General features: G+C 37.7%; 10 protein-coding genes and 1 pseudogene. 4 read left to right on the forward strand and 7 right to left on the reverse strand.

Going from position 1 to position 12,796, the window contains the following annotated elements; genetic code table 11:
- Positions 1–6 precede the first annotated feature (6 nt).
- Complete coding sequence (locus H5088_RS00525) at positions 7–1,587, reverse strand: BCCT family transporter (RefSeq protein WP_002961195.1); 1,581 nt, start codon at positions 1,585–1,587, stop codon at positions 7–9.
- An 894-nt stretch (positions 1,588–2,481) separates the two neighbouring features.
- Here H5088_RS00525 and egtB point away from each other — a divergent pair.
- Together egtB and egtD are read left to right on the forward strand one after the other, a co-directional pair.
- Positions 2,482–3,753 (forward strand): ergothioneine biosynthesis protein EgtB, encoded by a 1,272-nt coding sequence (gene egtB / locus H5088_RS00530; RefSeq protein ID WP_182751952.1) that lies wholly within the window; start codon positions 2,482–2,484, stop codon positions 3,751–3,753.
- On the forward strand, positions 3,750–4,724 hold the full coding sequence (gene egtD / locus H5088_RS00535) for an L-histidine N(alpha)-methyltransferase (RefSeq protein ID WP_182751953.1): 975 nt from the start codon (positions 3,750–3,752) through the stop codon (positions 4,722–4,724). Before egtB ends, egtD begins: the two co-directional genes overlap by 4 nt.
- 279 nt (positions 4,725–5,003) lie before the next feature.
- Here egtD and H5088_RS00540 read toward each other — a convergent pair whose 3' ends face one another.
- The 6 genes and pseudogenes from H5088_RS00540 to pxpB form a co-directional block, all read right to left on the reverse strand.
- The gene (locus H5088_RS00540) at positions 5,004–5,897 is read right to left on the reverse strand and encodes a PhzF family phenazine biosynthesis protein (RefSeq protein ID WP_182751954.1); all 894 of its coding nucleotides are present in this window, start codon (positions 5,895–5,897) and stop codon (positions 5,004–5,006) included.
- The gene (gene asnB / locus H5088_RS00545) at positions 5,881–7,554 is read right to left on the reverse strand and encodes an asparagine synthase B (RefSeq protein ID WP_024598933.1); all 1,674 of its coding nucleotides are present in this window, start codon (positions 7,552–7,554) and stop codon (positions 5,881–5,883) included. The genes H5088_RS00540 and asnB overlap by 17 nt, the downstream gene beginning before the upstream one ends.
- Positions 7,555–7,707: 153 nt before the next feature.
- The gene (pcp, locus tag H5088_RS00550) at positions 7,708–8,376 is read right to left on the reverse strand and encodes a pyroglutamyl-peptidase I (RefSeq protein ID WP_182751955.1); all 669 of its coding nucleotides are present in this window, start codon (positions 8,374–8,376) and stop codon (positions 7,708–7,710) included.
- Positions 8,369–8,649 (reverse strand): annotated as a pseudogene (locus H5088_RS00555) (5-oxoproline transporter, DUF979 family subunit); the annotation flags it as partial. The pseudogene H5088_RS00555 and the gene pcp, both read right to left, overlap by 8 nt.
- 44 nt (positions 8,650–8,693) lie before the next feature.
- The gene (locus H5088_RS00560; RefSeq protein ID WP_182751956.1) at positions 8,694–9,620 is read right to left on the reverse strand and encodes a biotin-dependent carboxyltransferase family protein; all 927 of its coding nucleotides are present in this window, start codon (positions 9,618–9,620) and stop codon (positions 8,694–8,696) included.
- Positions 9,613–10,278: a 5-oxoprolinase subunit PxpB gene (gene pxpB / locus H5088_RS00565; protein WP_182751957.1), complete on the reverse strand. Its 666-nt coding sequence runs from the start codon at positions 10,276–10,278 to the stop codon at positions 9,613–9,615. The genes H5088_RS00560 and pxpB overlap by 8 nt, the downstream gene beginning before the upstream one ends.
- A gap of 248 nt (positions 10,279–10,526) precedes the next feature.
- Here pxpB and msrA point away from each other — a divergent pair, with 248 nt between their 5' ends.
- Both msrA and H5088_RS00575 read left to right on the forward strand, forming a co-directional pair.
- Entirely contained in the window at positions 10,527–11,816 is a 1,290-nt protein-coding gene (gene msrA / locus H5088_RS00570; RefSeq protein WP_182751958.1) for a peptide-methionine (S)-S-oxide reductase MsrA, read from the forward strand.
- 132 nt (positions 11,817–11,948) lie between these two features.
- Positions 11,949–12,725, forward strand: a complete 777-nt coding sequence (locus H5088_RS00575) for an amino acid ABC transporter substrate-binding protein (RefSeq protein ID WP_182751959.1) — start codon at positions 11,949–11,951, stop codon at positions 12,723–12,725.
- Positions 12,726–12,796: the final 71 nt, after the last annotated feature.

A 12,796-nucleotide genomic window follows, 5' to 3' on the forward strand; every position in this document is an offset into this window, starting at 1 on the left:
AAAGTATTATTTAACTGGGCGAGGCTCAGTTCGTAAACCTAAAACTAAACTTAAACACATAAATAATAATACAATAGTAAATGGCAAGCCTGTAGAGACAGCGCCTGCTTGTAGTGCTTCAATTGCTTGTGTGCCACCAATCCAAAGTAAAGCAGCTGCAATTGCGCCCTCAACCGATGCCCAAAATATACGTTGTGGTACCGGTGCATCAATTTTACCGCCAGCTGTAATTGAATCAATTACTAATGAACCAGAGTCAGATGACGTAATGAAAAATACCAACACTAATAAAATTGCAATAAACGATAAAATATTAGATAAGGGTAATTCATCAAGCATTTGGAACATAGCTAAAGGTACATCAGTTAAACCATTAGTGCCTAACGCACCAACACCATTAACTACTTGATCAATCGCAATACCACCGTAAATAGACATCCATAAAACAGTAACTAGAGTAGGAATAAGTAAAACCGCAATTAAGAATTCACGAATTGTACGACCACGTGATACACGCGCGATAAACATACCTACAAACGGTGACCAGGAAATCCACCAAGCCCAGTAAAACACAGTCCAACCATGCATCCATGTTTCGTCTTCACGACCGTGAGGATTACTCAATGGAATAATATTTTCTACATAGCCCATCACGGTAGTGGGTACATTACCCATTGCTACAGCAAAGCCTACTAAACATACAAACAATAATAATGAAAACGCAATTAGCATATTTACATTACTTAGTAGTTTCACACCACCGTCAATACCACGAACCACAGAGACAATGGCTAAAAGTGTTACACCCGCAATAACTAGAATTTGAGAGCCAATGCCACCTTCTGTACCAAATACATGGTTAATGCCTGCAGAAGCTTGCTGCGCACCTAAACCTAAAGATGTTGCAAGGCCAAATAACGTAGCAAGTACAGCTAAGATATCAATGATATGACCAGGCCAACCCCAAGCTCTATCACCTAATATAGGGTAAAAAATAGAACGAATTGAAAGTGGTAAACCTTTGTTATAGGTAAAAAATGCAAGAGATAAACCAACAACAGCGTAAATAGCCCAAGGGTGAAGACCCCAATGAAACATAGTTGCGCCCATTGCTAATTTTGCAGCTTCTGGTGTATTAGCGGCTACATTAAGCGGTGTTTCGTACCAACCAGTAAAGTAAGCAACTGGTTCAGCAACGCCCCAAAACATAAGGCCGATACCCATACCCGCAGCAAATAACATAGCAAGCCATGAAACGCGAGAGTGAGAAGGTTTAGCGTCATCACCACCAAGGCGAATATTACCGTAAGGAGAAACAATAAGTGCTAAACAAAAGAGTACAAAGAAGTTAGCAGCCCACATAAATAGGGCATCAAAATTATTAATAATATCGGTCTTGATACTATCAAGCGCTGTTTTTGCAGTTTGTGGGTCGGTAACAAGTATGGCGATTAAAAAGATGACAATCAGGCCCGCACTAGTTCCAAAAACAGGGTTGTGAATATCAAACCCCCACTTTTGTACGTTGTCCTGACCTACGGTGTAATCCGTGTTGTCAATACTATATTTGTCATGATTTTCCTTCATGCAATACCTCTTTAGTTGTCCTAACAAGCCAAAATAAATTCGGCGTCATATCGAATTACATTAGTCTTTAAATATTAGGTAAAAAGTAATACCGTAATTATTTGAAGACTAACTAATTTGAAGCGTGATCATACAGCTAGTAGTGTATGAGTTAAATATTAAATGTAAATGAATTTGTATTTAAAACGCTGTTTATATGGCCAAATTCATAATTCTTTCATTTAAAAGCCCTAAATTTAAAAATTCAGTGAACGTTAAAATTTAGTTTGCTATTAAAAGTATTAATTTACTTGATTAAGTAAAAAAAGATCATTTTTAAGTAGCTTAATTAATACTTAAATATTGGGACTTGTTAGTCTTTAAGGATTGAAATTTGTTTAATTTAGGCGCGATTTAATCGCTCCTAGATTTATAGCTTAGTGGTTCGGTAACAGCTTATGCGTTATTTTTCATGCTTGCATACACGTAAGAATAATCAAAAAACGGCTAGCAAAGAGCAAATTTCTCTTCAAGGCTATTATAAATTTATAAGCCGATAAGCATCTTTAATCAAGTTGTAATATGAATATGATTTAACACAACATTAGGGCATGTTGAATTTTGGCGATTGAATTTACAGTAGTATGTTTGGTTTTTAGGCAAGGCAGAGCCTATGTAGTGTGGTCATTCCCCTTAAATAGGCGATAACGCAGCATAAATACCAAACATACACTGCCCTTTGGTTTCTTTCTAGGGACGATTAACTCTTTGTTACTCGGTTTTTACTTAGCCCACTAGGTTACAAACCTCGTGCCGCGATTTAATCGCCCCTAGATTGAACAAATTTCAATCCAAAAAGCTCAGCATGCCCTAAGCTATATTTTATAAATAGATAGGAAAAGGATTAATACTATTATGCGTGAATGCGTTGCAAATAATACCAATCAAAACGAACTTGTTAAACGCTTTTGCAGCGTTAGAGGCGAAAGCCTAGCTATTATAGAGCCTCTCACTGTAGAGGATTGCCAATTACAAGCTATGGCAGATGCCAGTCCAAGCAAATGGCATTTAGCGCATACCACGTGGTTTTTTGAAACATTTTTACTTAGTGTTTATTGTAAGCAGTACATTGTGTTTAACTCTCACTATAGAATGCTTTTTAATTCCTACTACAATGGGATTGGAGAGCAATTTAAACGAGCCAACCGAGGTAGTTTATCTAGGCCTAGTTTAGATGAAGTTCTAGCTTACAGAGAACATGTTGATAGCTGTGTGATTGAATTACTTAAGACTGAAGTTAATCCACAAATTAAAGATATTATTGATCTTGGTTTAAACCACGAGCAACAGCACCAAGAGCTAATGCTAATGGACATCAAATATAACTTTTCAGTAAACCCATTATTTCCACAATATCAAACATCATTTTTAAATAGCCAAAACAAATCAGCAGATATTAAGCTCCTTAACTTTATCAATTTTGAACAAGCCATTATTAATATTGGCACAAATGCCGACGATGAATTTGCATATGATAACGAGTGCCCCAAACACCAAGTACTAATTCATCCATTCAGTTTTGCTAATAGATTGGTCACTAATGGTGAATATTTAAACTTTATAAATGCCGGTGGATATAGCAATCCACAATATTGGTTAAGCGACGGTTGGGCGCATATTCAAAACACTCGTTTAACGCATCCACTATATTGGCATTGCATAAATAACGAATGGTTTGAGTTTACACACTATGGATTGCAGCCTTTAAATTTAAGTGCTCCCATCAGCCATGTTAGTTATTTTGAGGCCAGCGCCTACGCTAATTTTGTAAAGGCTCGCTTGCCTACAGAGTTCGAGTGGGAATATGCAGCTAAAAATACAGCTTCAATAGAGATTAATAATAACGACCTAACACCACAACAAACAAAAGATGATACTGAAATAAACCAGTTAACGGATTCATGTTGGCAATGGACAAACAGTGCATATTTGCCATACCCCGGTTTTAAGCCTATTGAAGGAGTAGCAGGGGAATACAATGGTAAATTTATGAATAACCAAATGGTGTTACGGGGCGGGTGTGTGTTTACCCCTCAAAACCATTTACGACAAACATACCGGAATTTTTATTACCCACATCAAGCGTGGATGTGCAGCGGGATAAGACTAGCTAAGGATATAGTATGAGCCAAGTAACAGCGATTAAGCAAAGTAACATAACCGACACTGAATTTCTAAACGACGTGATAAGCGGATTAACTCAACAACAAAAAACGCTTCCGTGTAAATATTTTTATGATGATAAAGGTGCTGCATTATTTGAGCAAATAACAACATTACAAGAGTATTACGTAACACGAACTGAGCTTTCTATATTAGAGCAACATTCGCAGTCGATTGCTCAAATGCTACCTGAAAACCTCTCTATTATAGAGCCTGGGTGTGGTTCGGGTAAAAAGGTCGCGTATTTATTAGCGCACATGGCAAAGGTAAAAACCTTCGTACCGTTTGAAATTTCTGAGGAGATGCTCAGTTATTCACTTGCACATTTGTTGCCATTATTCCCAGATTTGGCCATTTCGCCATTACTAGGAGACTTTACACATAGCCAAATGGTTAAACAGCTAACCAAAGACACCGCTTTAGATAGTCAAACCAATTTGGTGTATTTTCCAGGCTCTACTCTTGGTAATTTTGCCCCAGTTAAAGCTATAGAAATTATGAATAATTTCCATCGTTTATGTGGTGTAAACGGTTATGTATTAATTGGGGTTGATTTAGTAAAAGAGCGCCAAGTGTTACTTGATGCATATAACGATAAAGCGGGAATCACCGCCGCATTTAATAAAAATTTACTACAACGTATTAATAACGAGCTAAACGGCACATTTAATTTAGATAACTTTAGCCACGAGTCACGCTTTAACGAGCAACATAGCCGTATTGAAATGCATTTAGTAAGTAACTGTAATCAAAGCGTGGTTATAAATGATCAGCAAATAGACTTTATTGAAGGCGAAAGTATCCATACAGAAAACTCTCATAAGTACACGCTCGAATCGTTTAAGCAGCTTGCAGCGCAAGCTAATTTAAAGTTAGAGCAAACATGGCAAGACGATAGTAACTATTTTGCCTTGTGCTTATTAAGACCGCTTTAAACGTTACTTAAGTTTAGGGCGTGTTGATCTTTGATAGTTGAATTTGCAGCAATATGTTTGGTTTTTAGGCAAGGCAGAGCCTATGAAGTGTGGTTATTCCACATAAATAGGCGATAACGCAGCATAAATGCCAAACATGTGCTGCCCTTCGGGTTCTGCCTAGGGGCGATAAACTCTTTGTTGCTCGATTTTTACTTAGCCCACTAGGTTACAAACCTCGCGCCGCGATTTAATCGCCCCTAGATTGAACAAATTTCAATTCGCAAAGATCAACACGCCCTAGTAAATGACAACTTGGGCATTGTTAAACTCATAGTTTAGCAATGCACCATTATTTGATTGCTGTATAAGCTTAGCTTTATTTAAACCATGTAGTCTAAATAGCAGGGGGGCAATAACAGATACCGCAGAGCCCGTTGCACTGTCCTCATTTACTCCAAACTGGGGTGCAAAATATCTAAAATGCGCTATGGCATTTTTCTTGTCTTTATTTTTTATACTGAGTGCAATTATTGCAATTATTGCAATTATTGCATTTTTGTGGAGTTTACTCAAAGCTTTAAAATCAACGTGTAAGCTTTTTAAATCGTCTTTTTCAACGTCTTTACTAAACTCTTTATTAAATTCTTCATTAAATAATACAACCGTATAACCGTTTTTATCACCGGTACTGTAGGCTGCTTTTATTGCGGATGAAAACACACTTTTTAACTCACCTTTAGCTAATTCGCTTTTTTTAGGCTCTATACTTTTTAGTAACAACTGGGCGCGTTGTTTTTTTACTCTTATAGTAAAGCGCTCATTACTCATTGATGTAAATACTTCAGGGCAATAACCAAAATACTTTATTAAAAAATTAGCGGCCGCTAAAGTACCATGCCCACAGCGTTTAATTTCACTTGTTTGGTTGAACCAGCGAATATTACAATGGCGTTTAGTTATCTCATTTTGATTTAAAAATACGGTAGCAGGGTGGTTTGATTGTGATGCAATATATTGCATTGTTTTTGATGTTAACCCATTTTTATAAATAACAATTAAAGCGCTTGAGCCTTTTAAGTTATTTGCAGGGCTATAAAAAACAGATTCGGTGGAAGTGAATTCTATCAAGCGAAGCGTAAGCCATTTAGGCTTACGCTTCGCTAAACAAAGAGTATTAACCTTTGCTTGCATATGCGTCGTTATGAACGCCCGCAGCACGACCTGATGGATCTGCATTGTTTTGAAACGATGCGTCCCATGCCAGTGCTTCAGGAGTCGAACACGCTACCGACTTACCATGTGGTACACATTTAGCGGATGCATCACCAGGGAAATGTTCTTCAAAAATTGCACGATAGTAATATGCTTCTTTTGAGTCTGGTGTATTAATAGGGTATTTAAATTTCGCATTTGCAAGCTCTTGATCGCTTACTTGCTCATTTACAAACTCTTTTAACGTATCAATCCAGCTGTAACCAACACCGTCTGAAAATTGCTCTTTTTGACGCCATAAAACTTCATCAGGTAAGTAACCTTCAAAGCCTTCACGTAAAATATGTTTCTCAATTTTTCCATCTTTACACATTTTAGCTTCAGGGTTGATACGCATAGCTACATCAACAAATTCTTTATCAAGGAACGGTACACGTGCTTCTACGCCCCATGCAGCCATTGATTTATTAGCACGTAAGCAGTCAAACATATGCAGTTTTGATACTTTACGGTTTAGCTCTTCATGAAACTCTTGTGCGTTAGGGGCTTTATGGAAGTATAAGTAGCCACCAAATAGCTCATCAGCACCTTCGCCAGATAACACCATTTTAATGCCCATCGCTTTAATTTGGCGAGCCATTAAGTACATAGGTGTAGAGGCACGAATCGTTGTTACATCGTACGTTTCAATGTGGTAAATCACTTCACGCAGTGCATCAATACCTTCTTGAATCGTAAAAATAATAGGGTGGTGAATAGTCCCAATCATGTCAGCTACTTTTTGTGCAGCCGCTAAATCAGGTGAGCCTTCAAGGCCAACTGAAAAAGAATGCAGCTTAGGCCACCATGCATCGCTTTCGTCGTTATCTTCAATACGTTTGGCAGCAAAGCGCTGGGTAATAGCAGAGATAACTGATGAGTCTAAACCACCAGAAAGTAATACGCCGTAAGGCACGTCACACATTAGCTGGCGTTTAACGGCCGCTTCTAATGCATCTTTAACGTCTTGGGCTTCTGCGCTATTATCTTTAACTGCATCAAATGTTTCCCAATCACGTTTGTAATAAGGCGTCATTTTACCATCTTTGCTGTACAGATAATGCCCTGGAGGAAATTCTTCAATGTGCTTACAAATTGGAGAAAGTGCTTTTAGCTCAGAAGCAACGTAAAAGTTACCGTGCTCGTCGTGACCAGTGTAAAGCGGGATAATACCAATATGATCACGGCCAATTAAGTAAGCGTCATTTTCTTCATCGTATAAACAAAATGCAAAAATGCCATTTAGGTCATCTAAAAAGTCAGGCCCTTTTTGTTTATAAAGCGCTAAAATAACTTCACAGTCTGATTGGGTTTGAAAAGTAAAATCAACGTCTAGCTCTGCTGCAAGTTCTTTATGATTATAAATCTCGCCATTAACCGCTAAAATATTTGTTTTTTCAGGATTGTATAAAGGCTGTGCACCGCTTGATACACCAACAATAGCTAAACGCTCATGCACTAAAATAGCTTTTTCAGATGCATATACACCAGACCAATCTGGGCCACGGTGTCTAAGCAGCTTTGACATTTCAATTGCTTGGGTACGCAATTGAGTGGGATCAGATTTAATATCTAATACCCCAAAAATTGAACACATAGTAACTCCTCATTCCTATTATGTGTGCAGCAAAGCCAATTTGCTGTGCTGCGAAACCTTGTTTTATCAGAAAAAATTACTCAAGTCACATAGCTTTTACAATTAATTAAGAATAATTTATGCACCAAGTTATATGTAACCGCACCAAAGTGGTTAATGCGTAGTACCTGCTGCCATTTTTACGTCGTTATTATTGTTCAAAGCTTGTGCAATCATCACTTTTAGCGCGTTAATAACAGTGTCTTCACACATGCTTGGTGCGCCATTGTGGCGCACAGCTTGGCTTGGTAAATAAGGAATATGCACAAAGCCACCTTTCATTACAGCGCAGTGATCATTTATGTAATGCATAAGGCCATACATAACGTGATTACACACATACGTACCTGCCGTATTGGAAATGGCAGCAGGAATATTGCTGTTGTGCAGTGCTTGTAACATACGCTTTATGGGTAAATTAGTGAAATAGGCATCAGGGCCATTTTTTTCTATTGGTGAATCGACAGGTTGCTTACCTGCATTGTCTTTAATACGTGCATCGTCAACGTTTATTGCAATACGCTCAATTGATATTTCGCTGCGCCCACCAGCTTGACCTATACATAAAACAACCGCCGGATTGTGTGACTCAATGGCGTTTATAAGCTGACTAATAGACGTATTAAACTCACAGGCAAGTTCTAGTGTACATATTTTGTGTTTCATGATGATAGTTTCATCAAGTTTTTGCACTGCTTGCCAAGAAGGATTGATAGTTTCGCTACCAAAAGGCGCAAAGCCGGTAATTAATACACACGCCATAGAAGAAGTTGATTTAGTCATTACACACCAAGCTATACATTAAAATAATATTAACGGCGAGTAAGGTAACTGCCGTCTGAATTTGAACCTTAATTACATAGTACTTATTTTTTAAGTCTAAAAGAGCTGCAGGAATAATATTTAATTTGCTGTCATAGGCGTCATTAACGTACCGCAATTGCCGCTATACATGCAGAGCGCAACTAATGGAGCAGGGCTTGCGCAATGACCTTCAATTAAAAATATACCTACACAATACAAAACAACCAGTATTAAACGATTATCAGGGCCAATAATTTAAGTCGAACATAGTTTTCCTATTTATTTTTAGAATATTTTTATAGGTTATTTTTAAGTGCAAGGCTCAATTGATGTAGGTGTCCGTCAAGTTTCTGCTTCGCCTTCGCTGCTTCTTCAAATGTTACATATTTAAACTCAACAGTATCTAAAGGTCTAAACTGCGCAAATTGACGTAAGTCGGCTTCAATAACAGTCCCTAGCAGAGGGTAGCCCCCTGTAGTTTGGCCATCATTTAGTAACACAATTGGCTCTCCACTTGGTGGGAGTTGAATACTCCCAGGGCTTACCCCTAATGATGGCAAAGAGTGCGAATGCCCCAAATTATTCTTATGCTCAAGCCTTACACCCATTCGGTTACTATTATTGCTGACTTTAAAAGCGGTAGACACAAAGTTGCTAAGTAAAGTCTCGCCTAATAAGTCGGCATGAGGACTTGGATGCAGGCGTATAAGTTTGCGCTGGGCGGGAGCAATTGCGCCTACCTTTTTAAACTCTCCGTAATAAGGAGTAATAGGTATTTTATCACCAGAGGTGAGAGATCTACCTTCAAAACCACCAAAACATGCGTTTAAATCTGTAGATTTAGAACCCATAACCCCAGCATTTTGTATACCGCCTTTCACTGCTAAATAAGCTCTTAAGCCTGCTCTACCAGTAGCAAAACTTAGGACTTGTTTGTTTTTTACTGCGTATGTCCAACCAGGATAAATTGAATATCCATCAAGGGTTGCTTGCAAATCTGCACCATGAAGCGCAATTACTGTGTCGCAGGTAAATTCCAGTTCGCACAAACCCACAGTTATTTCTAAAACGGCATCATTGTCGTTATTGTTAAGTAATCTATTAGCAATGATTTGTGCAATGGGGTCTAAGCTACCCGCTTTGCTTACACCTAAATGGCGGTAGCCCTCACGGCCAAAATCTTGAATTGTAAGTAATACACCACTTTTAAGTACTTTAATCATGATTTGCTCCTTTATTAACGTGCGGAACAAATTTAAGCGTATCGCCTGGTTGAATTAAACAAGGTTGCTCAGAGGTCGAATCAAACAAAGCAGTATCTGTATGACCTATTATATGCCAACCACCTGGGGTATCTGCGGGGTAAATGCCGGTTTGTGCAGCACCTATCGCAACAGAGCCTTTAGGAACTTTAATGCGTGGCTCATCACGTCTTGGTGTATGTAATTGCTCATTTAAGCCATGTAGGTAAGCAAAACCGGGCTGAAAGCCTAAAAATAAAACGTGGTACTTGGTTTTACTATGAATATTAATAACTTCATCGGCACTTAAATTATGATAGCGAGCCACGTAATTAATGTCCTCACCCTTGTATGTGGTTTTGATTAAGTGATGCTGCCCCTTAAAAGTACTCGTTTTAATATCATTCCACAGCGAAGGTAGCACTCGTAACCACTTATTTAAGTGTTTATCTGATTTTAAATAAAGAGTGAGCGAGTTCATGGCGGGCACCAAATCGCTAAATTCATCAGTGCTTTTACAGTGGCTAGCTAGAGCCCAAATTTTCTTTTGAATAGAGAGTATATCTGTAGCGTCTAAATGCGATGCATCAAACAGTAAACTACTGTTTGTTAATGCATAAATATGAGGAGCTGGCTTCATTAAATAAACCTATTTGTACAACATAATTTAAACGTAACACAGTTTTATTAATTTATTTACACCATTGCGACTAAGTGGTTATGTTTATTGCCCAACTTACTTTAAGAGTAGTTTTATATTCAATTAATCGTATTTAACTTATTGAAGACCAAAACTTAATACGCTTCGTACTAAATAAGTAATTAGGTTGAAATGAAAATTAGGATAAGGAGGTCTTAGTTAGCACGCACTTGTTTAAGAGGTACTTTATGAAACACCAGCATTTATTATATTTATCAGGCGCTGCTATTATATTTAGCGCAGGCAGCTTTGCTTTATCTATGGAAAAGGTTGAGCACAGTAATGTAGAAGCCACCATGCATGTAGAAACCATTGTACTTGGATCGGGTTGTTTTTGGGGAGCCGAAAAACGCTACGAAGCGCTTAATGGCGTTATTGATGCTGAATCGGGGTACGCTGACGGCAATGGCTTTAAAGCTACCTACAGAAACATTACTGATCAGTCTCGTCGTTTTGACGAGAACAATTATGCTGAAGTTGTACAAGTTATGTATAACAGCAATATAATTTCAGCAGAAGTTCTCTTAAAAAACTATTTTGAAAGTCACGACCCTACGCAAAAAAATCGCCAAGGTAACGACATTGGTACGCAATACCGCTCAATTGTATTAACGACCACTGATGCGCAAGCTAAAGTAGCTGAGCAAGTTAAATCGCAATATCAGCAGCTTTTAACTGATGCGAGCTATGGCAAAATTGAAACAGTTATTAAACCGCTTCAAGGTTTTGTAACGGCAGAAGAGTATCATCAAAATTATTTAGAAAAGAACCCTAATGGCTATTGCCCAGATCACTCTACCGGTGTTGTTTTTAATAAAACACCTGTAGAAAAAGTAGATAACACTGCTTTACTAGCAGGAAAGCAAATAGTGGTACTTGATTCACGTGAATACTGCCCATATTGTGAAAAGTTTAAAAAAGCAGTCGCAAATGATTACAAAGGAACAATACCAATGTCGTTTCGCCATGCTGACCAACTTGATGATTTAACTATTAAGTCAGCCACGTGGGCAACACCAACCATTTTGTTTTTAGAAAATGGCGTTGAGGTATATGGTCGTCAAGGTTACGCAACGCCTAAAGAGTTTTATAAAGCATTAGGCGCTTTTAAATTAGGTAACAGTGATGCTTATAAAGTTGCATTTGATGCACGAACAGATAGACCTTACTGTAAAGAGTACAAAGAGTTTAAAAACACACCTGACGGTACTTTTGTTGATAAATTAAGTGGCGAGCCACTATTTGATACAAGCGATAGGTTTAACTCAGGTACTGGTTGGTTGTCCTTTACTCATCCTGTAAAAAACAACGTAACACAGCACGACGATAGCAGCTGGGGCATGACACGCATTGAGCTTCGCTCTAAAAGTACAGGCATACACTTAGGGCATTTATTTCCAGGTGAAGGTCCAAGAGGTCGCGATCGTTACTGTATTAATGCAACAGTCCTTGATTTTGTACCGAGAGATAAAAGCTAAACCTTTTCTTTACGTAGCCTGATTCTAATCAGGCTTTTTTTGCATAAAACAAAATATGCTTATCACAATCTTTGTAAATTTGTTAAAATTAAAGCGTGCAGCTAATTGTCAATAATATTACTTAGGTTATTAATGAATCAATTTATAAAAATAGCAACGCAGTTAATATATTTGCCATTCGCTTTACTGCTTTTAATAAACAACGCTAAATCAGCGACTCATTACGTAGTAGGCGTAGAGAATATAGAATACCTTCCATACTACGATGGTAGTGGGGCTGACAACCGCGACTATTATGGTTTCAGTCAAAAGTTACTTACCTTGTTTGCCCAGCAGCATGACTTTGAGTTTGAGTTTTACACACTACCTATTAATCGACTTTACAAAGAATTTGTGGAACATCGCCATGTCGACTTTAAGTATCCAGATAACCCTAGCTGGAAATCAAGCTACAAAGCTTCATTTATTGATGTAAATAAAATTATTTATTCGCAGCCAACCGTTGTGACTAAAACGGGCATTGCGAGTTTAAATATAAATATCACTATTGATGAATGCATTAGTTTTGCAACGGTAAGAGGGTTTACGCCTCAAAGCTTTAAACCGTTAATGAATAATGAAAACGTTGAGTTAATAGAAACAGCTAACGTCATTGAATTAATAGAGTTGCTTTTAAAAGAGCGGGTGGAGTGTATTTACATATCTAACGATGTATTAAATTATAACCTCCTAAAATACTTTAAATTAACCCGAGCTGTTTATTTTCAAAACGAATTGCCGACAGATTTACAAGCCTTTTTATTATCGTCGATTGACTACCCTGACATAATCAAGAAATTTAATACCTTCTTGATTTCACATAAAGTGCAAATAAGTAAATTAAAAAAAGAATATCAAATTAAAAATTAACTAAAAAAGCCCCGTAAGTTATAACTTACGGGGCTTTTAAAAGTATTAAACTTATATTACATATCATGTGG

It is taken from the genome of Pseudoalteromonas sp. SR43-3 (assembly GCF_014163875.1).
GTDB lineage: Bacteria > Pseudomonadota > Gammaproteobacteria > Enterobacterales > Alteromonadaceae > Pseudoalteromonas > Pseudoalteromonas distincta.

Excerpts from the sequence above, each read along its gene's own strand:
- H5088_RS00525 (WP_002961195.1), bottom strand. The coding sequence starts at position 1,587 with ATGAAGGAAAATCATGACAAATATAGTATTGACAACACGGATTACACC.
- egtB (WP_182751952.1), top strand. The coding sequence starts at position 2,482 with ATGCGTGAATGCGTTGCAAATAATACCAATCAAAACGAACTTGTTAAA.
- egtD (WP_182751953.1), top strand. The coding sequence starts at position 3,750 with ATGAGCCAAGTAACAGCGATTAAGCAAAGTAACATAACCGACACTGAA.
- H5088_RS00540 (WP_182751954.1), bottom strand. The coding sequence starts at position 5,897 with ATGCAAGCAAAGGTTAATACTCTTTGTTTAGCGAAGCGTAAGCCTAAA.
- asnB (WP_024598933.1), bottom strand. The coding sequence starts at position 7,554 with ATGTGTTCAATTTTTGGGGTATTAGATATTAAATCTGATCCCACTCAA.
- pcp (WP_182751955.1), bottom strand. The coding sequence starts at position 8,376 with ATGACTAAATCAACTTCTTCTATGGCGTGTGTATTAATTACCGGCTTT.
- H5088_RS00560 (WP_182751956.1), bottom strand. The coding sequence starts at position 9,620 with ATGATTAAAGTACTTAAAAGTGGTGTATTACTTACAATTCAAGATTTT.
- pxpB (WP_182751957.1), bottom strand. The coding sequence starts at position 10,278 with ATGAAGCCAGCTCCTCATATTTATGCATTAACAAACAGTAGTTTACTG.
- msrA (WP_182751958.1), top strand. The coding sequence starts at position 10,527 with ATGAAACACCAGCATTTATTATATTTATCAGGCGCTGCTATTATATTT.
- H5088_RS00575 (WP_182751959.1), top strand. The coding sequence starts at position 11,949 with ATGAATCAATTTATAAAAATAGCAACGCAGTTAATATATTTGCCATTC.